Below are 19,521 nucleotides of genomic sequence, written 5' to 3' on the forward strand. Positions count from 1 at the left end.
CACGGCTACAGTGTTGACCATGTCCGCTTCGCTGATCAACACCCTCCCCCCTGGCGATCTGCAGCGCCTGCTGGACGCGGTGCCGGTGCCGCTGTTCATCAAAAATGCGCAGGGCGAAGTGCTGTTTCTGAACCAAGCCTGGCGCAACACGCTGGCGCTGGGCGATGCCCCCATGGCGCCCAGCACCGACGCGGCGTTTTTCACCCCCGCCCAAATGGCGCGGTTTGCGGCCCAGGACCAGGCGGCCTTCGCCCAGGGCCATGCCATCAGCAACGAAGACCTGGTCTGGCAGGCCGATGCAGTGCACCGCCGCCGCATGCACACCACGCTGGCCCCGGTCTTTGATGCCGCGGGTGCGCCGCAATTTTTGGTGGGTACCACCCAGGACATCACCGAACAACGGCACCTGGAACAGCAAGCCCACTCCGAACGCAAGCTGCTGGAAATGCTGGTCAGCCAAGCCACGCTGGGCGACATCATGCACAGCTTCATCACCGACTTTGAGGCCACCTTTGCGGACGTGCACTGCTCGGTGCTGCTGCTGGACGACGATGGCGTGCACCTGCGCCACGGTGCCGCCCCCAGTCTGCCCGCCGCCTACTGCGCGGCGCTGGACGGCACGGCCATTGGCTTGGGGGTGGGCTCCTGCGGCACGGCGGCTTTCACGGGCCAGGACGTGCTGGTGGCCGACATTGCCAACGACCCCATCTGGGCCGCGTTTCGTGACCTGGCGCTGGGCCACGGGCTCAAAGCCTGCTGGTCCATCCCGATCCGATCCTCGCAGGGTCGCACACTGGGCACCTTTGGCAATTACTACCAACATGTGCGCTCGCCCTCACAGGCCGAGCTGGGGGCCATCCAGCGCAGTGCTTACTTGCTGGGCCTGGCCATCGAGCGGGACCGCAACCTGCGCCACATGGACGCCACCCGGCACGCGCTAGAGGATGCCGGACGCTACCGCCAGGCGATTCTGGACAGCATGGTGGACGGCCTGCTCACGGTGGACCGGTGGGGTCGCATCCTGAGCCACAACAATGCCGCCGGCCACATGCTGGGGCTGCAGGCCCCTCGGGCGGAGCCAAGGCCGCTGTCGGATCTGCTGGCCACCCCCACCGACGTTCTGGCGCTGCTGCAAGAGGTAGACAGCCTGGGCGGTAGCGGCAAAACCGTGGAAGCCCGGGCCCACCACCACAACGGGCACACGTTTCCGGTGAGCCTGTCTTTCTCCAAAATCCCGCATGCCACACACCAGAGTTACGTGGTGCTGCTGCGCGACATCACCCAGCAGCGCCAGGACGAGGAAGAAATCCGCCGCCTGGCGTTCTACGACCCGCTGACCGGCCTGCCCAACCGCCGCCTGCTGCTGGACCGGGTGCGCCACGCCATGGCCAACGCCGCACGGCTGCAGCAGCATGGCTCGCTCATGTTTCTGGACCTGGACCACTTCAAGGTGCTCAACGACACCCTGGGCCACGACGTGGGCGACGAACTGCTGCAGCAGGTAGCCACACGCCTGCGCAGCTGTGTGCGCGACGGGGACAGTGTGGCCCGCCTGGGCGGTGATGAGTTTGTGGTGCTGCTCGAAGGCCTGAACGCCCACGCCAGCGAGGCCGCCACCCAGGCCGAGCTGGTGGCCCACAAGATTCTGGAAACCCTGGCCCAGCCCTACAGCCTGCGCCAACACAGCTACAGCAGCACACCCAGCATTGGCATTGTGGTGTTCATGCAAGACGTGGAGAGCATGGACGACCTGCTTAAAAAAGCCGATGTCGCCATGTACCAGGCCAAAGCCGCCGGGCGCAACACCGCACGCTTCTTCGACCCCGTGATGCAGGCCGCCGTGGCCACCCACGCCGAGCTGGCCAAGGAAATTCGCCAGGGCCTGCAGCGCCAGGAGTTTGTCCTGCACTACCAGGTGCAGGTGGACCAGCAGGGGCGCTGCCTGGGCGTGGAGGCTCTGGTGCGCTGGAACCACCCGACACGCGGCTTGGTAGCACCCAACCAGTTCATCGGGCTGGCTGAAGAGACCGGCATGATCCTGCCGCTGGGCCAGTGGGTGCTGGAAACCGCCTGCTCCCAGCTGCTGGCCTGGAGCCAGCAGCCTGCCACCGCCCACTGGACGGTAGCCGTCAACGTGAGCGCATCACAACTCGCGCAGACGGAATTTGTCTGCAGCGTGGGCAGGGCTCTGCGCCAGTCGGGCGCGCCAGCGGCGCAACTCAAGCTAGAAATCACCGAAAGCATGTTGGTCAACGACATGGAAGACATCATTGAGAAGATGGGTGCCATCCAGGCGCTGGGGGTGAGTTTCTCGCTGGACGACTTTGGCACCGGGTACTCCTCGCTGTCTTACCTCAAGCGTCTTCCGCTGTCGCAGCTCAAGATCGACCAGTCTTTTGTGCGCGATGTGCTGACCGACCCCAGCGATGCGGTGATTGCGCGCACTGTCGTGGCGCTGGGCCACAGCCTGGGCCTGCATGTGATTGCCGAAGGTGTGGAGTCGGCAGCCCAGCGCGATGCGCTGGCCGAGATGGGCTGCGACGCCTTTCAGGGCTACTTTTTGGGCCGCCCGGCACCCGCACGGGAACTAGATGTTCAGGCGCTGGCAGACCCGCTAGACTTGGCGCCAGGAAGATAACCGGGCCCAAGCTGTGCCACAGAGCGCAGGCAGGTCAGCACCCGACCAAGCGCGAAAGGTCGTCATGAACACACACACCACCGCGGGCTTACGCACCCTGGCACTGGCACTGGCACTGGCACTGGGGAGCGCGCTGACCGCCTGGGCGCAAACCCCCAGCAGCCCCGCGCCGCCCCAAAAACTGCGCATTGTGGGCGGGCTGGCCGGCCTGAACCAGTACACCCGCAACGAAGAACCGTTCTGGACCAAGGAGCTGCCGCGCTTGACGCAGGGCCGCTACACCGCCGAAATTGCGCCGTTTGACCGTGCTGGCGTGCCGGGCACCGAAATGCTGCGCCTCATCCAACTGGGGGTGGTGCCCTTTGGCACGGCATTGCTGAGCAATATCTCGGCCCAGTACCCCGAGTACGCGGCCCCCGACCTAGCGGGCCTGAACCCCAACATTGCCACACTGCGCAAAACCCTGGCGGCGTTTCGCCCTTACCTCGAAAAATCGCTGCGCGAGCGCCATGGCATCGAGGTGCTAGCGGTATATGTGTACCCGGCGCAGGTACTGTTTTGCAAACGTGCATTGGCCTCGCTGACTGACCTGCAGGGCCGGCGCGTTCGCGTGTCGTCTGCCACCCAAGCCGACTTCATGACCGCACTGGGTGCCATCCCGGTACTGGTGGGCTTTGCACAGCTCTTGCCCAATATGGCATCGGGCAACACCGAGTGCGCCATCACGGGCACCATGTCTGGCAACCTGCTGGGCCTGCATGAGGTCACCACCCATGTGCACACCCTGCCGGTGACCTGGGGCCTGGCCGTGTTTGGCGCCAACCTGGCCGCCTGGCAGGCCCTGCCCGGTGACCTGCGGGCGGTGCTCTCACACGAGCTGCCCAAGCTGGAAACCGCCATCTGGGCCGAGAGCGAACGCGAAACCGCCGAGGGCCTGGCCTGCAACCGCGGCCAACCCAGCTGCACCACCGCCCGCAAGGGCAGCATGACCGAAGTGGCCAGCACCAAGGAAGACGAGCGCTGGCGCAAGGAAATTCTTGTGGGCACGGTGCTGCCGCGCTGGTTGCAGCGCTGCAACCAGCGTTGCAAAGAGTTGTGGGACCAAACCATCGGACAAGCCCACGGCATCGTGGCACCAACCCCCAAGTGACACGACTGGTATCGTCCCGCGCCACCCGGGCCGTCATCGGTTCGGTGCTGTTTTTTGCCATCACCGTGGTGGTGCTGGCTGCACTGCTGGTGCGCGACAACTACCGCACCACGCTGGCCAACAGCGAGGGCCAGGCCCTGCGTTTTGTGGCTGGCGCCGAGGCCGCCGTCAACCGCAACCTGCTGGGCGTGGACGTGTTGCTGGCCAGCCTGGACAACCTGCTGGGCCTGTCCAACCTGCAGCGCGAATGGATTGACGGCCCGCTGGCCAGCCGCCTGATCCAGGGGGCGCTGCGGCAAAACCTGCTGGTGCGCCATGTGGCATTGCTGGACGCGCAGGGCCAGATGCTCGCGTCGTCCGACCCACGCGGTGCCGAGCTGGTGCTGGCCACGCCAGAAGGCTTTGTTGCGCAGGCGCTGAACCAGCCGGTCTCCAGCCTGGCCATCAGCGCACCGGTGGTGAACTTCAACAGCTCCGAACAGGTCATGTACCTGGCACGCCACATCCGCCTGGCCGATGGCTCCAAGGTGCTCGCCATCGCGGAGGTGCAGGTGTCCCTGCTCGCCACCATCCTGGTGCAGGGTGTGGACATTGAACGGCTGGAGGCCACGCTGGAGCGTGGCAACGGCCAGCTGCTGGCCAGCGTGCCCGCCATGGACTCGCTCTCTGGCACGCTGCTCAAGCCCGCGCTGGGCGGGCGGGCCACGCTAGACGGCGCGCTGCGCATGCCGGCACGCCTGAGTGGTGCCCCCGCCCTGGTGGTGCAGCGCAATATGCTGTACCACGACATTCTCATCACGGCCAGCATTCCCATGGACACGGTGCTGGGCGAGTGGCGGCGCGAGAGCTGGCTGATGGCCGGCGTCACCACCGTGTTTGTGCTGATGATTCTGGGGGCTGGCGTGGTGGCTCTGCGCTACTTGCAGCGCATGGCCCAGGCCCAGCGCGACATCTCGGAGGCCAAGTCCACCATGGACCAGGCGCTGGAGTCCATGGACAACGGTTTCCTGCTGCTGGACGCACAACACCGCGTGCTGAGCTGGAACCGGCGCTACCTGGAGATTTACCCCTGGCAGCGCGAACACATCGCCGTGGGCACGCCGTTTGAAACCCTGCTGACCGCCACCGCCAGCATGACGCTGCCCCAGGCCAGCGACGAGGTGCAGCGCGCCTGGATTCTGGAACGCATGGCCCTGCTGCACCAACGCCTGCACAGCCACGAGCGCCACCTGCCCAATGGCCATGTGATCGAGATCACTGAACGCTCCACCGCCGCCGGGGGCGTGGTCATCGTTTACCAGGACGTGACCCACATCCGCCGCGCCAGCGCCGAGATCGAGCAGCTCGCGTTTTTTGACCCGCTGACCGGCCTGCCCAACCGCCGCCTGCTGAGCGACCGGCTGCAGCAAGCCATCATGGCCAGTGCGCGCAACGGCTACAGGGGGGCGCTGTTGTTCATGGACCTGGACCACTTCAAGACCCTGAACGACACGCTGGGCCACGACATAGGCGACCTGCTGCTGCAGCAAGTGGCCCAGCGCGTGAAGGCCTGTGTGCGCGAGACCGACACGGTGGCCCGCCTGGGTGGCGACGAGTTTGTGGTGATGCTGCAAGACCTGAGCATGCACGCCATGGAAGCCGCATCACAAGCCAAGATGGTGGGTGACAACATACTGGCTGCGCTGAACGAACCCTACGAGCTCAACGGCACCGTGTACCGCAGCACCTGCAGCGTGGGCGCCACGCTGTTTGGCGCCACCCAGCAGCCCAGCTCTGACCTGCTCAAGCAGGCCGACATTGCCATGTACCAGGTGAAAAATGCGGGGCGCAATGCGCTGTGCTTTTTTGACCCCCAAATGCTGGCAGCCATCGAGTCGCGTGCCGAGCTGGAGCGCGACCTGCGCCAGGCACTGGCACTGGACCAGTTCCAGCTGCACTACCAGTTGCAGGTCACCCGCCAAGGCGAACCCGTTGGGGCCGAGGCACTGGTGCGATGGAGCCACCCGGTGCGCGGCATGGTGTCCCCCCTGACATTTATTGGCCTGGCCGAAGAGACCGGGCTCATCGTGCCACTGGGGGCGTGGGTGCTGCGCACCGCCTGTGCGCAACTTGCACTGTGGGCGCAACACCCTTTGCGCGCCGAGCTGCAAATGGCGGTGAACGTGAGCGCACTCCAGTTCCGGCAAGAAGACTTTGTGGACCTGGTGCGCACCGCACTGCAAGACACCGGCGCCAACCCGCACCTGCTCAAGCTGGAGCTGACCGAAAGCCTGGTGCTGGACAACGTGCAAGACACGATTGAAAAAATGCAGGCCCTGAAGGCGCTGGGCCTGCGTTTCTCAATGGACGACTTTGGCACCGGCCAGTCTTCGCTGACCTACCTGACCAAACTGCCGCTGGACCAGCTCAAGATCGACCAGTCCTTCATCCGCAACCTGGGGGAGCAGGCCGCCGACGCCGTGATGGTGCAAACCATCATCGGCATGGCAGAGACCCTGGGGCTGGAGGTGATTGCCGAAGGGGTGGAAACCGAAGACCAGCGCGACTTTCTGGCTGCCCACGGCTGCCACCTGTTCCAGGGCTACCTGTTTGCGCGACCTCTGCCTGCCGCCGGGCTGGAAGTCTTGCTGAATCAGAAGGAAATCGCGGCCTAGCGCCCGCGCCATCTTCGCAAGCAGCTCCTAAAACAATAGCAACCCAGCCTATTGGCGGGCTGTGCGCGTATTGCCCGGCAGGGCCTGTGGGTGGCTGGTGCGGAAGGGGTTGATGTCCAGCCCGCCGCGGCGCGTGTAGCGCGCATACACCGTCAGCTTGGTGGGTTTGCAGCGCGTCCAGATGTCCATGAAGATGCGCTCCACGCACTGCTCATGGAATTCGTTGTGGTTGCGAAAACTCACCAGGTACTGCAGCAGCCCCTCCTGCTGGATCGGCAGGCCCGCGTAACGAATCTGCACGCTGCCCCAGTCGGGCTGGCCGGTCACCAGGCAGTTGCTTTTGAGCAGATTGCTCACCAGCACCTCGTCCACAGCGCCCTCATCGGGCACGGTGGTCAGCAGCTCGGGCGCAGGCTGGTAGTGGGTGCATTCCACGTCGAGCCGGTCCAGGTTCAGCCCGTCCAGCTCGTGCACGGGCTCGCGGTCAAACAGCGCAGCGTCAATGAGCTTCACCCCGATGGAGCTTTGCACCACGCCGCCGCGCCACACGGCTTCAGAGATGTCGGTGCGCAGCCGCTCCAGCACCTCGGTGGCATCGGCAAAGCGGGTGTTGTTGAAGCTGTTGAGGTAGAGCTTGAAGGACTTGCTCTCCACGATGTTGGGCGACTCACACGGAATGGTGAAGTGCACCAGCGCCACCTGCGGCTTGCCGCGCAGGTTGAGCCAGCTCAGCTCAAACGCAGTCCACATGTCGGCACCAAAAAACGGCGCGGCGCCGGTGATCCCAATCTCGACGCGCTTGCCCGCACGCGGGATGGGGAACAGCAGCGAGGCGTCGTACTGGTCCACATAGGCCGAGGCCTTGCCAAGCTGGGATTGTTCGGGGGTGTTCATGCGGTGGCTTTCAAATGGGGGATCAGCGCGGCCAGGATTTGGCGCACCGGTTCGGGCGGCAGGTCGTGGCCCATGCCGTCAATGACGAGCAGCTGGGCGCCCGGAATGCGACGTGCGGTGTCTTCGCCACAGGCCAGCGGCACCAGCGGGTCGGCTTTGCCGTGCACCACCAGCGTGGGCGCGGTGATGCGCGAGAGCAGCGCGGCACGTGTGATGTCGGCCACCACGGCCAACATCTGGCGCGCGGTGCCCACGGGGTGAAAGGCGCGTTGCACACTGGCGCGCACGCGTGTGTGCAGTTCGGTTTCGGGCGTGGGGTAGCCAGGGCTGCCAATGGTCTGAAACAGGCGCACCGAATGGGCGACCACGGCATCGGTGCCACTCCCCGCCGGGCGGCTAATGAGAGCGCGCACCACCTCAGGCGCCGCCTGCGGCAGGCCGCGCGCGCCACTGGTGCTCATGATGCTGGTCAGGCTCAAGGTGCGCGCGGGTGCCGCCAGCGCCACGCGCTGCGCAATCATGCCGCCCATGCTCACGCCCACTACGTGGGCCTTGTCGATCTTGAGCGCGTCCAGCACACCAATCGCATCCGCCGCCATATCGGCCAGGCTGTAGGGCGCAGCAGGCACCAGGCCCAGCTTGTACTTGAGGCTGGCCCACAGCAGATTGGGCTTGCCCAGTGCATCGAAGTGACTGGAGAGGCCCACATCGCGGTTGTCAAAACGCACCACGCGGTAGCCCGCCTCTTCCAGCGCGTGCACCATCTCCGGCGGCCAGGCAATCAGCTGCATGCCCAGGCCCATGATGAGCAGCACCGCGGGTTTACTGGCGAACGACGCATCCATCTGGGCGCTGTCTTCCACTTCAATGTCGATTCCGTTTGCTCTTATTTTCATAGCTGCTCGCGCAAGTAATTCGGGGGCTTAGGCCCTATTTGGTTTCAATTTTTCCTGGCGAAATGCGTACAACATGGCCCGCGCGCGCAACGATCAAATCGGTTCCCGTTTGTTGCGCAATCTGCCGCGCACGTTGTGCCGCGCGGTGCATGGCAGCCTGTGCCCCCGCCATGTCGGACTTGGCGTCTGAAACGCTTGGCCCATAAGAAGGCTGGGGTTCATTGACTTGAGGTGGCTTTGTCATGGTTTGTCACTCCAATCTATCAGTTGGGGCTCATCGCCCGCGTTGTCATACACCGCCCATTGGTCTACCGACGGTTGGTAGACCGTACGCAACAGTTGCAGTCCGGAATCGAACCGACGGCGGATGGTGTCTTCGGGAATGTGGTGGCCGCCCTGGCGCACACGCTCCGCAACACGTTGAACCGCCATATCAGCAGTCGGAAGACTCAAAAAGAAAAGCTCCACCAAATATCCTGCTTTGCGCCACTGGGGAATCTGCCGTGCATAACCCCTCCCGGACAAGGTGGTCTCAAACGCAAAACTCTCCCGTCTCGCCACATGCTGCGCAATCGCATCCAGCATCAAGCGCGCCGCCTGGATGGCGGCCTGCTCAGGTGCAAAAGGCGACAAACCGGCAGCAATCAAGTCCGCATTCACAAACACCGGACACGCAGCCTCATTGGGCAAGAACTCCCGTGCAAAGGTCGTCTTTCCTGCGCCATTGGGTCCCGCAATGATGATGATCTTGGGCTGCACTGGTCATTGCTCCTGTTTTAGTAGCTGCTCGCGCAAGTAATTCGGGGGCTTAGGCCTGTTTTCGTCTAAAAACCAGGCGCTCGGGGGTGGACTCAGCGGCGGCGTAGGCGTAGCCGTCCACGTCAAAGGCGCGCAGTTGGTCGGGCGTCATCAGGCGGTGTTCGATGGCGTAACGCGCCATCAGGCCACGTGCCTTTTTGGCGAAAAAGCTGATCACCTTGTACTGGCCGTCTTTGTACTCCTGGAATACACACTCCACCACGCGGCCTTTGAGCGCCTTGCGGTCCACCGCCTTGAAGTACTCGTTGGAGGCCAGGTTGATGACCACAGGCGACGCGTCCTTGCGCAGGCGGGTGTTCAGGTAGTCGGCAATCTGGCTGCCCCAGAAGTGGTACAGGTTGCTGCCGTGCGACCCTTGGAGCGTGGTGCCCATTTCCAGCCGGTAGGGCTGCATCAGGTCCAGCGGGCGCAGCACGCCGTACAGGCCGCTCAAGATGCACAGGTGGTCCTGCGCCCAGGCCAGGTCGTCCGCGCCCAGGGTTTTGGCCTGCAGGCCGTCGTACACATCGCCGTCAAAGGCCAGCGCCGCCTGGCGCGCGTTTTTGGGCGTGGCGCGGGACGACCAGGCCGCATAACGCGCGACGTTCAACGTGGACAGTTTGTCGCTCAGGTCCATGAGCCCGGCAATTTGCTGCGGGGAGTAGTCGCGCAGCAGAGTGATGAGTTCTTTGGACTGTTTGACGAACAGCGGCGCGGTGTGCGGCTGGCCGTTCAACGGGGTGTCGTAGTCCAGGGATTTGGCGGGAGAAAGCAGAAACAGCATGGTGGTGAGGGCAAGGCAGGCAGGGTGCGCCAGAGGGAGTGCGGGGCAGTTTAGCGTGAAAGGCATGGCCAGAGGGGCGGCGGGGCTTGTGCCACGGCGGGCAGTCACGGAGGTTTCACATGGGGCGCCTAGGCTTCGCCGCTTGTTCATCACCACCGGGAATTCTCTTGACCATGCGCACTTTCAACCCGACCCACCTGGCCCTGGCCGCGGCCCTGACCCTGGGCGCCGCTGCGGCATCCGCCCAAACCGAGGTCACCGCCACCCTGGCCGGCCACGCCGCCCTGCCCTCCAGCACCGCCGTGACCGCACCCAAGTCGGCCGGCAAGTTTTTTGAAACCGCGGGCAAGTTTGCCGCCGCCAACCGCCAGCGCACCGAGGTGCTGAACAGCATCGACGGCATCAGTTTTGTGGGCGACCCCAAGTACCCGCGCAAGTCCGGCGGCACCCTGCCCATCAAAGGCCAGGCCGTGCAAGGCTTCTCGGGCATCGTGTCGCTGGGCAAGGGCGAATTTTTGGCCCTCACCGACAACGGCTTTGGCAGCAAGATCAACTCCCAAGACGCACTGTTAATGGTGCACCACGTCAAGGCCGACTGGGCCCAAGGCAGCGTGAAGCGCCAGCAGACCACCTTTCTGCGTGATCCCGACCGCAAAGTGCCCTTCGCCATCCAGAACGAAGCCACGGCCGAACGTTTCCTGACCGGCATCGACTTCGACCCCGAGTCCATCCAGGTGGTGGGCAACGAGTGGTGGATTGGTGACGAATTTGGCCCCTACATCCTGCGCGTGGACCCCAAAGGCAAGGTGCTGGGTGTGGTGGAAACGGTGGTGGGTGGCAAGGCCCACCGCAGCCCCGATCACTACATGAACGGCCGCCTGCCCAACTACCCGGGCGACGCCGGTTTCGAGACCCGCCGCAGCGGCGGTTTTGAGCCCATGGCCAAGGCGGTAGACGGCAAAACCGTGTACCCCATGTTCGAATGGCCGCTGTGGGACGCCGCCGCCAAGGCCCAGGAAAGCCGCAACGGCAAGCCTTTCACGCGCATTCTGGAGCTGGACGTGGCCACCCGCACCTATGGCACGCGCCAGTGGAAGTACAGCTTTGAAGAGGCGGGCAATGTAGCCGCCGATTTCCAGATGCTGGACGCGACCACCGGCCTGGTGATCGAGCGCGACGACGCGACGGAAGGTTCGGGCAACGTCTGCAAGGACGAGCCACGCACCGATTGTTTCACCCGCCCTGCCAAGTTCAAGCGCATCTACAAGATCGACCTGTCGCAGCTGGATGCCGATGGTTTTGTGAAGAAAGTGGCCTTTATTGACCTGACCAAAATCGCCAACCCGAATGGCAAAGCCAAACGCGGCCCCAACGAAGCCAACTTTGTGCTGCCCCACCTGGGCCCTGAAGGCCTGAGCGTGGTGGACGCGACGCACATCGTGGTAGTGAACGACAACAACTTCCCCTACTCCAGCGGCCGCACGCTGGGCCAGCCGGACGACAACGAGCTGACGCTGCTGGACATCAAGGCTCTCGTCGAAGCCAAGTAAGACGATTCGGACATGGTCGCCATGCACAATGGCGGCCATGTCCGACGCACCCATTTCCCTTCAGTACCAAGCCCCGCCCCGCAACGGCGGGGCCTTGGTGCGCAGCCTCTTTGCAGGCCGCCCGACCCAGGTAGCCCCAGCGCAGCAGGCCATCCGTTTTGACGCTCGCTGGCAAGGCGCCCGCGCCGATGCCACCCGACTGACGCAGTACCGCCAGGTCTGCGAGCTGCCCGACACCGGCACCCTGCCCCTTCTGTATCTGCACGCCATGGCCATGCCACTGCACATGGCCATCCTCAGCCACGCGCGTTTTCCGCTGCGCCTGCTGGGCCTGGTGCACTGGAGCAACCAGCTGGAGAGCCTGCGCCCCATCGCCAATGGCGAAGCCGTGGACATGCATTGCACGCTGGACGGCATCCATACCACCGAGCGCGGCCAGTGCTTTGCCATCCACACCACGCTGAGCACCGGTGGCACGGTCGCCTGGCGCGAGACCAGCACCTTTCTGTCGCCCCTGGCACGCAGCAAGAGCGGCAAAAAGTCCGTGGCCGACGGCAGCGAACCCGACTGGGGCCCGCCCGTCGCCCAGTGGGCTGTGGCTGGGAACGCCGGGCGCCGCTTTGCCGGCCCTTCGGGTGACTGGAACCCCATCCACGTGAGCGCGCTGACCGCCCGCCTGTTTGGCTACCCGCGCGCCATCGCCCACGGCATGTTCAGCGCCGCACGCTGCCTAGCGCTGCTGCAAAACGACCTGCCCGCCAACGCGCCGGTGGCGCTGGACCTGCGCTTCAAACGCCCGCTGTTGATTCCGGGAAAAGTGGCCTTACATACGGCACAGGACGCGACCGAAGACTCGGGCGCCACCCGCTTTGTATTAAGAGTCCAGCCCAGCGGCGAGCCGCATATCGACGGCGCGCTGCGTCCGCTGTAAGCCATAGACGACAGGATTGACCATGACCGACACCAACCCCTCTGCCCTCACCCACTTCGACACCAAGGGCGACGCCCACATGGTGAACATTGGCGGCAAGCCGCTGACCGCACGCAAGGCCGTGGCCGGTGGCCGCATCCAGATGAAACAGAGCACGCTGGACCTGATCCAGAACGCCCAGGCCGCCAAAGGCGATGTGCTGGGCGTGGCGCGTGTGGCCGGCATCATGGCCGCCAAGCGCACCAGCGACCTGATCCCGCTGTGCCACCCCATCATGCTGTCACGCGTGGCCATCGAGTTTGAAGTGGTACCCGCCACCGCCACCAGCAGCCCCGCCGTGCAGTGCCTGGCAATTGCCGAAACCACAGGCGGCACCGGCGTGGAAATGGAAGCCCTGACCGCCGTGCAAATCACCCTGCTGACCATCTACGACATGTGCAAGGCCGTGGACAAAGGCATGGTGATGACGGACGTGAAGCTGCTGGAGAAGCACGGCGGCAAGTCGGGCACCTACCTAGCCGCCCCCACCACCTGACGAAAAGACGGCCTGCGCCTCAATAGGGCGTGCCGTCCTTGTGCACAAAGCGCCATTGGCCGGTGGCGACCAAGAGGGCCTTGAGGTCGTCGTCTGGGTAGCTGCCCTCATCGCCCGGCGTGCGGTCGCCCACCTCCAGGTACACCACCTCTTCCGCCGTGCGGTTCTGCAGGCAATGGCCATTGCCCGTACCGGCCTTGAAGCCCGCACACATGCCGGGCGCCAGCGGTGTATCGCCCTCGTCTGTCTGCAAGGTGGGGTGGCCCTGCAGGATGTAGACGAATTCGTCCTGCTTGGTGTGCGCATGGCGCAGGGACGACACGGAGTGCGGCGCCAGCCGCACCAGGTTCACACCAAAGTTGCTCAGGCCAAAGATATCGCCCAATTGGCGCTTCTCGCGCCCGGCCATGCGTGAGGCAAAGGGCTCGGGGTAGTTGGACGGCTTGGTGCGCGGTGCCACCTCGGTGGCAACTACGGCAATGGGCAGGCGAAACTGGGACGGGTCGGGCATGCGCGCCTCCTGGAACAGTCAACAAAGGTTGGGAGCCCAAGCTTAGCCTGCCCCGTGCGGCCCTGCCCGCCGCACTCAGGCCTGCAGGGGCACCGCCACCCCGTCGCGCGTGAAAGCCAGGGTCTGGGCCAGCACCTGGTCCATGCGGCCGGCCTGGATCAATCCCAGCAAGCGCTCCAGCGCTTCGTCCACCGAGGCATCGCTGGGCGCCTGCCCCTGCGGACCCGACAACGCGCCCGCCAGCACCACCCGCCAGCCGCTGTGCTGGCCATCGGCTTCGGCACACAGCGCGGCAAAGGATGCCAACTCCTCGGGCCGCTTGTCCACACACATCAGCGGCACCAGGGCGCCGCCCAGCCCCGCCTCAAACTGAGCGCGCTGCGCGGGCGTGGCATCGTCTGGCAGCTCGGCCCCGACAAACACCAGCAGCAGGCACTGCGGCACGGCCTGGGCACGGGCGGCCTGCAGCAAATCGTCAAAGTTAGAAATCATCGAAACACGTCCTCGCTTGAAAAGTTATCCGGCACGCCCATCCGGGCGCAGCCGTCCGTACCAGCTAGCCAACGGGCCACCCCACAGCGCCATCAGGCCAAACCACGCGCACGCCGCCAGCCAGAGCAGCCATGCACCATAGCCGCTGGGCCAGGCGGCCAGCACACGCAGCAACGTGACGGCCTGCAGCAGCAAAAACAGCACCCACACCCGGCCATCTGCCACCAGCGCGCGGCCGCTGTGGCCGGCAGACACGCGGGTCACCATGGCCAGCATGAGCGAGGCCAGGCAGCCCATGGTGAGCGCATGCAAGGCACCCAGCGGCAGCACTGGTGTCCCCATGCCCCAGCTGAGCCACTGGCTGGCGCCCCCCAATAGCAGGGCCAGGCCCAGCCAGACAAAGCCGATGTGCAGCATGGCCAGCAAGCGGTTTTTCAGGCTCTGCACCAGGCCCCAGATGCAAGCCAGCCACAGCAGCACGGCACCGGCCGCCAGCTCCAGCGTGCCGCGCAGCAGCTGCCACACCATGCCCCAGGCCGTGCCCGCGGGCTGCAGCAGGTCCAGCCAGGCAGCCAGGACCTCCAGCGCTACCACCGACAACATCAGACCCAGCGCCCAAAACGGCCGCCACGCGGCCAGCTGCGGCATGGCGCTGGAGGTGAAAAAGGGAATCATGCGGTGGGCCACCACCACGTAGACCGCCACCACAAAGCCCCACAAGCCGGTGAGCACACAGGCCAGGGCCACGGCATCGGCCCCGGCCCATACGCTGGCGGTCAGGCCTAACAGGCTGGCACAGCCCACGCCGCAGGCCTGCGCAATCACCAATGCGTGCAGAGTGTCCACCACCGGGCTGCGCGCCAGCAGACGCCAGAACAGGGCACTCATCCACAGCAGCCCCGCACAGGCCAAGGCCAAGCCGCTCAGCCCCAACGCCAGGTGCCAATGCGCACCGGCCAGCCACAGCAGCCAGCCGCTGGCCTGCAACAGCAAGGGCGCCAGCAGCTGCGGTGCCGCAGGCGGCGCCACGCCCAGCCACTTGGGGCCCGCCGTGAACAAAAAGCCGGAGAAGAACAGCGGAATAAAGCCAAACGTCATGACCGCGCCATGCACCAGCGAGGGCGAGAGCACATAGGCCAGGCCCAGCGTGCCGCTGAGCCGGTCCCACTGCACCAAGGCCCACCACAGGCCGGCGCACCACAGCAACACCATTGCTAGAAAAAACCCCAAGCGGTGCGGCGCCAGCAGCAGATGGCGAAGACGCCAAGGCAGTGCGGCGCTCATCCGCAGGTCCCTACATGGCCGCACTGGGTGCAGTAGTCGCAGCCGTCCTTGCGGATGACGGCATAGGCGCCGCATTCGCCACACTTCTTGCCCACCATGACCGGGCTGGCAGACGGAGTGCTCAGGCCCAGGCTGTCGTCGTCGGCCGCGTCCGCCGTTTGCGGTGCATCGGCCTGCGCTTGGCGGCGCGCAATGATTTGCTGCAGTGCGTAGGCAATGGCGGCCACTTCGGAGTCATGCCACAGCGGTACCTGACTACCATCTTGCTTGGTGTAGTGGCCCAGGCGCACCGGGCCGCGGTCCCAGGCCACCTTGCGCATGTCGCGCAGGGCCCGCTCCAGAAAGCCCCCGCGTGCGGCCAGCGACAGCAAGCGCATGCTGGAGGTGATCCACTGCTGCGACTCGCCGCTCTGGCCCAGAGGCATAAAGAACTCGATGGCGCGCTCCACCATGCCGGTGCCATCGGGCGTGGGCACCGGCAGAAAGGACACCAACAGGTACAGGGTTTTGTGGCCCTCCTGCGTCCAGTACTCCACCTTCTCAGCCACTGCGGCCAGAGCCCCTTTGGGGCGTTTTTCGATCACAGCCCTCATGGGATCTGCGCGATTAGCTATCAAATCAGGAGCATTCTGCACCGCTGCTGCAGGAGCAGGTGTGACCTGCAGCACGGAGCCAAGGATGGCATTGGGGCGGTAGGTGGCCAGGCCCTTGAGCCGCGCCTGCCAGGCCTGCAGGTACAGGCCCTTGAAGTCTTCATAGGGGTAGTCAGCGGGCACGTTCACGGTCTTGGAGATGGCCGTGTCCACCAGCGGCTGCACCGCCTCCATCATGGCAATGTGGTCTTGCGCAGCCATCTCCAGCGCAGACACAAAGCTGGCGGGCAACTGGTTTACATCGCCGCCCTGTGCGCGGTAAACGCGCCAGGCGTGGTCCTCCACCGCGTATTCGCTGGTGCTGCCATCGGCCTCGCGCTTTTTGCGGGTGTAGGTCCAGGAGAACGCAGGCTCGATGCCGTTGGAGGCGTTGTCGGCAAAGGCCAGGCTCACCGTGCCGGTGGGGGCGATGGAGAGCAAATGGCTGTTGCGAATGCCGTGCGTGCGGATATCGGCTTGCAGATTGGCGGGCAGGCGGCTGGCAAAGGTGCCCTCCGCCAGGTAGCCGTCTGCGTCAAACCGGGGAAAGGCGCCCTTCTCCTGCGCCAGTGCCACGGACGCCGCGTAGGCACTGTCGCGCATGCAGGTGGCAATCTGCAAGGCCAGGGCGCGGCCCTCGGCACTGTTGTAGCGCAGGCCCAGCAGGGTCAGCGTGTCGCCCAGCCCGGTAAAGCCCACACCGATGCGGCGCTTGGCAGCGGCCTCAGCCTGCTGTTGCGGCAGGGGCCACACCGTCACGTCCAGCACATTGTCCAACGCACGCACCTGCAGCGCCACCGAACGGGCAAAGGCCGCCATGTCAAACGCCGCCGTACCACCCGCGCCCAACGGGTGCTGCACAAAACGCGGCAGGATGATAGGCCCCAGGTCGCAACAACCGTAGGCCGGCAGCGGCTGCTCGCCGCAGGGGTTGGTGGCTTCTATGGTTTCGCAATAGGCCAGGTTGTTGTCCTGGTTCATGCGGTCCAGAAACAGGATGCCGGGCTCGGCAAAGTCGTAGGTGGAGCGCATCACCGTGTCCCACAGGGTGCGGGCCGGTACGGTGGTGTAGACCCAGCGCCCGTCGGCACGCTGATGTGCGCCCTGCGCCAGCAGCGCCGCGCCAGGCTTGGCACGGTGCACCAGCTGCCAAGGGGCATCGGCCTGCAGGGCCTGCATAAAGGCGTCGGGCACGCCCACCGAGACATTGAAGTTGTTCCATCGCCCGGGTGTGCGCTTGGCGGTGATGAACTCCAGCACATCCGGGTGGTCGATGCGCAGCACGCCCATTTGGGCACCGCGCCGCGCGCCTGCACTCTCTACTGTGGAGCAGGACTGGTCGAACACATTGATGTAACTGCAGGGGCCCGAAGCCAGCGAGGCCGTGCCCTTGACGTCGGCCCCGCGCGGGCGGATGCGCGAGAAGTCGTAGCCCACACCGCCGCCGCGGCGCATGGTCTCGGCCGCTTCGCGCAGGGCTTCGTAAATGCCGGGGTAGCCGTCGTCGTCCGCCCCCTGGATGCAATCACCCACCGGCTGCACAAAGCAGTTGATCAGGGTGGCCTGGATGCTGGTGCCCGCCGCACTCATGATGCGGCCTGCACCAATGGCACCGGCCCGCAGATTGTCCAGAAACAACGCCTCGTAATGTGCCTGCTGCTCCGGCGCTTCTGCGCTGGCCAGGGCCCGCGCCACGCGGCGGTACACATCGTCGGCACAGGTTTCGCCGGCTTTGAGGTATTTCTCGGCCAACACATCCTGGCTGATGGGCTGGGGCTTGTCGGCGTTCAGGCCGTGGGAGGTCATAACGTTTCTTCCTTAGGAATCAGGTCCGCAGATGCGGACACAAGGGTCTGTTGCAGGGCCGGCAGCACCACGGCGGTCCATACGGCCTCGCTCTCAGCGCTGCCGGGCAGGCGGTGCAAATCTTTGCGCACGCCGTGGACCGACAGGTCCACATGCACCGTGGGCTGCACACCCTGCTGGGCCAGCGCGTGGCGCACGCAATGCAGCGGGCAGCCATCCAGCGCCAGGATGGGCCGACCGGACCGGGCGGTGCGCGCCAGCGGCTTGACGCCAGCGCCGTATGGTCCAGGCGCAGCGCCATCTGGTTGGACAACTGGGCTGCACTGGAGCAGCCCGAGCAGGCATACACGAGGGGGAGCTGGGCATAACGGAGTTGCTGGGCCCGCAGGCGGGCGGCTTCGCTCATGGCAGTTCCTCCTCGGGCACCGTGAAGGCCTGGCCGTCGTACTCCACATAGGGCTGGTAGGGCCCAGTGCCGCTGTTCGAGGCCGTGGAGGCCGGCACAAAGCCGGCCTGTTGGGCGTCAAACACATGGATCTCGCCGTCTTCAATCACGTAGTGCCAGCCATGCAGCGTGAGCCGACCGGCCTCCACCTCGCGGCGCACCATGGGGTAGTCCATCAGCCGCTCCAGCTGCAGCACCACCGAACGTTGCTCGGTCCGCAGCAGGGCTTCGGGACTGCTTTGTACGGGTAGCAAAGCTTCTTGCGCGAGCTTGAGCCAAGCCTGCAGGGCCCGGGCTTCGTCGGGGACCCCGTCGTAGGCGGCGCGGATGGCGCCACAGTGGCTGTGGCCGCAGACGATGATGCGCTCCACATGCAGGTTCAGCACGGCGTACTCGATGGCCGCAGTCGTGCCATGCAAGCCATGCGAACCGTCGTAGGGCGGCACAAAAGCACCGACATTGCGCACAATGAACAGCTCGCCTGGGCCTGCGCCGGTCAGCAGGTAGGGCACCAGGCGCGAATCGGAACAGCCGATGAACAGGGTCTTGGGGTGCTGCCCGTCTGCCACCAGGTCCTGGAAGCGCTGCTGGTGCAACGGAAAGTAATTGGAATGGAAGCGACGCAGCCGCAGCAGCAGCTCGTCAGGGGCTGTCGTCGCTTCGTTCATTGCACCAGGGGGGAGTCGGCCCGCTCCAGGCTCACCCCTTCCACCAGAGCCTCGCCCACCAGCAGGCTCATGTACTGGTGCAAGGCCTTGGCACGCGACTGCAGCGTGAGCTGCGCGGCAATGCGTTCCCGCACCTCCTCATACGGGGCCTGCTTGCCCTTGCGGCTGCCCAGCACCTGGATGATGTGAAAGCCAAACCGTGTGTGAATGAGCCGCGGGTGCACGCCCAGCCCCAGCCCCTGCTGGGTCTGGTGGAACAACTCGTTGGCCAGCTCGGGGGCACAGTCGTGGGGCTGCAGCCAGCCCAGGTCACCGCCCTGGGTGCTGGTGGGGCAGTTGGACAGCTCGGCCGCCAGTGCGGCAAAGCGGTCGGGCGCCACGTCCTTGCCCAGCAATTCAATCAAGGCCTTTTCAGCCCGCACGGTGAGGGCGTGCACGTTCACACCGGGGGTTACCGCAAACAGAATGTGCCGCACATGCACGGCCTGCCCCACCACAAACTGCGCCTTGTTGGCCGTGTAGTAGCGCTGGCATTCTTCTTCGGTGGGCTGTGGACTGGTGACGGCGGCGTCCACCATGCCCTCCAGCACTTGGCGCTCTGCGTCGTTCAACACCGGTGCACTCAGGCCCTTGCTGCGTGGCAGCAGGCCGGCTTTGACCGCCTGCTGGCGCAGCATCTCGGTGTAGGCCAGCTCCTGCAGGGTCAACGGATCGGGCTGCTCGCCGGGTGCATGCAGGCTGATGCCATTGATGCTGGCCAAAGGCACGGCATTGGAGGCTGCTGCAGCGCACTGGCAGCTGCCGCTGCCGCAGCCGCCGGAATGGGAGGTGGAGGCGTTCATGGAGCGTGTCC

General features: G+C 65.3%; 17 protein-coding genes. 6 read left to right on the top strand and 11 right to left on the bottom strand.

Going from position 1 to position 19,521, the window contains the following annotated elements:
• The first annotated feature begins 19 nt into the window (after positions 1-19).
• The 3 genes from AC097A_RS03085 (at position 20) to AC097A_RS03095 (ending at position 6,442) form a co-directional block, all read left to right on the top strand.
• Positions 20-2,638, top strand: coding sequence for a sensor domain-containing protein (locus tag AC097A_RS03085; protein WP_479619705.1), 2,619 nt, complete (start codon positions 20-22; stop codon positions 2,636-2,638).
• A 64-nt stretch (positions 2,639-2,702) separates the two neighbouring features.
• Entirely contained in the window at positions 2,703-3,788 is a 1,086-nt protein-coding gene (locus AC097A_RS03090; protein ID WP_479619706.1) for a TRAP transporter substrate-binding protein, read from the top strand.
• On the top strand, positions 3,785-6,442 hold the full coding sequence (locus AC097A_RS03095) for a bifunctional diguanylate cyclase/phosphodiesterase (protein WP_479619707.1): 2,658 nt from the start codon (positions 3,785-3,787) through the stop codon (positions 6,440-6,442). Before AC097A_RS03090 ends, AC097A_RS03095 begins: the two co-directional genes overlap by 4 nt.
• A gap of 48 nt (positions 6,443-6,490) precedes the next feature.
• Here AC097A_RS03095 and queF read toward each other — a convergent pair whose 3' ends face one another.
• The 4 genes from queF to yaaA all read right to left on the bottom strand — a co-directional run bounded on the left by queF (position 6,491) and on the right by yaaA (position 9,814).
• Positions 6,491-7,336 carry an NADPH-dependent 7-cyano-7-deazaguanine reductase QueF gene (queF, locus tag AC097A_RS03100; protein WP_479619708.1) on the bottom strand — a complete coding sequence of 282 codons (846 nt, stop codon included), beginning with the start codon at positions 7,334-7,336 and terminating at the stop codon, positions 6,491-6,493.
• Positions 7,333-8,232, bottom strand: coding sequence for an alpha/beta fold hydrolase (locus AC097A_RS03105; RefSeq protein WP_479619709.1), 900 nt, complete (start codon positions 8,230-8,232; stop codon positions 7,333-7,335). The genes queF and AC097A_RS03105 overlap by 4 nt, the downstream gene beginning before the upstream one ends.
• A 240-nt stretch (positions 8,233-8,472) precedes the next feature.
• Positions 8,473-8,991, bottom strand: a complete 519-nt coding sequence (locus AC097A_RS03110) for an ATPase (protein WP_479619710.1) — start codon at positions 8,989-8,991, stop codon at positions 8,473-8,475.
• Positions 8,992-9,040: 49 nt separating this feature from the next.
• Positions 9,041-9,814 carry a peroxide stress protein YaaA gene (gene yaaA, locus AC097A_RS03115; RefSeq protein WP_479619711.1) on the bottom strand — a complete coding sequence of 258 codons (774 nt, stop codon included), beginning with the start codon at positions 9,812-9,814 and terminating at the stop codon, positions 9,041-9,043.
• A gap of 173 nt (positions 9,815-9,987) precedes the next feature.
• Between yaaA and AC097A_RS03120 the strand changes: the two genes are divergently transcribed.
• From AC097A_RS03120 to moaC, 3 genes are read left to right on the top strand one after another with little or no spacing between them, the layout of a single operon-like run.
• On the top strand, positions 9,988-11,364 hold the full coding sequence (locus AC097A_RS03120; protein ID WP_479619712.1) for an esterase-like activity of phytase family protein: 1,377 nt from the start codon (positions 9,988-9,990) through the stop codon (positions 11,362-11,364).
• A 37-nt stretch (positions 11,365-11,401) separates the two neighbouring features.
• A complete protein-coding gene (locus AC097A_RS03125; protein ID WP_479619713.1) occupies positions 11,402-12,295 on the top strand; it encodes a MaoC family dehydratase in 894 nt (297 codons plus the stop codon).
• Between the two features lie 22 nt (positions 12,296-12,317).
• Positions 12,318-12,830, top strand: coding sequence for a cyclic pyranopterin monophosphate synthase MoaC (moaC, locus tag AC097A_RS03130; protein WP_479619714.1), 513 nt, complete (start codon positions 12,318-12,320; stop codon positions 12,828-12,830).
• A gap of 19 nt (positions 12,831-12,849) precedes the next feature.
• Here moaC and AC097A_RS03135 read toward each other — a convergent pair whose 3' ends face one another.
• The 7 genes from AC097A_RS03135 to AC097A_RS03165 form a co-directional block, all read right to left on the bottom strand.
• Positions 12,850-13,341 carry a cupin domain-containing protein gene (locus tag AC097A_RS03135; protein WP_479619715.1) on the bottom strand — a complete coding sequence of 164 codons (492 nt, stop codon included), beginning with the start codon at positions 13,339-13,341 and terminating at the stop codon, positions 12,850-12,852.
• Positions 13,342-13,416: 75 nt separating this feature from the next.
• Positions 13,417-13,833, bottom strand: a complete 417-nt coding sequence (locus tag AC097A_RS03140) for a ribonucleotide reductase subunit alpha (protein ID WP_479619716.1) — start codon at positions 13,831-13,833, stop codon at positions 13,417-13,419.
• 24 nt (positions 13,834-13,857) lie between these two features.
• Entirely contained in the window at positions 13,858-15,117 is a 1,260-nt protein-coding gene (locus tag AC097A_RS03145) for an NnrS family protein (protein ID WP_479619717.1), read from the bottom strand.
• Positions 15,114-17,555, bottom strand: coding sequence for an adenosylcobalamin-dependent ribonucleoside-diphosphate reductase (locus AC097A_RS03150; RefSeq protein WP_479619718.1), 2,442 nt, complete (start codon positions 17,553-17,555; stop codon positions 15,114-15,116). The genes AC097A_RS03145 and AC097A_RS03150 overlap by 4 nt, the downstream gene beginning before the upstream one ends.
• Positions 17,552-18,010, bottom strand: coding sequence for a putative zinc-binding protein (locus AC097A_RS03155; RefSeq protein ID WP_479619719.1), 459 nt, complete (start codon positions 18,008-18,010; stop codon positions 17,552-17,554). The genes AC097A_RS03150 and AC097A_RS03155 overlap by 4 nt, the downstream gene beginning before the upstream one ends.
• The gene (locus AC097A_RS03160) at positions 17,958-18,668 is read right to left on the bottom strand and encodes a carbonic anhydrase (protein WP_315473486.1); all 711 of its coding nucleotides are present in this window, start codon (positions 18,666-18,668) and stop codon (positions 17,958-17,960) included. The genes AC097A_RS03155 and AC097A_RS03160 overlap by 53 nt, the downstream gene beginning before the upstream one ends.
• The gene (locus tag AC097A_RS03165) at positions 18,665-19,510 is read right to left on the bottom strand and encodes a peptidylprolyl isomerase (protein WP_479619720.1); all 846 of its coding nucleotides are present in this window, start codon (positions 19,508-19,510) and stop codon (positions 18,665-18,667) included. The genes AC097A_RS03160 and AC097A_RS03165 overlap by 4 nt, the downstream gene beginning before the upstream one ends.
• Between the last annotated feature and the right edge of the window lie 11 nt (positions 19,511-19,521).

It is taken from the genome of Rhodoferax sp. XS2R6 (assembly GCF_056521365.1).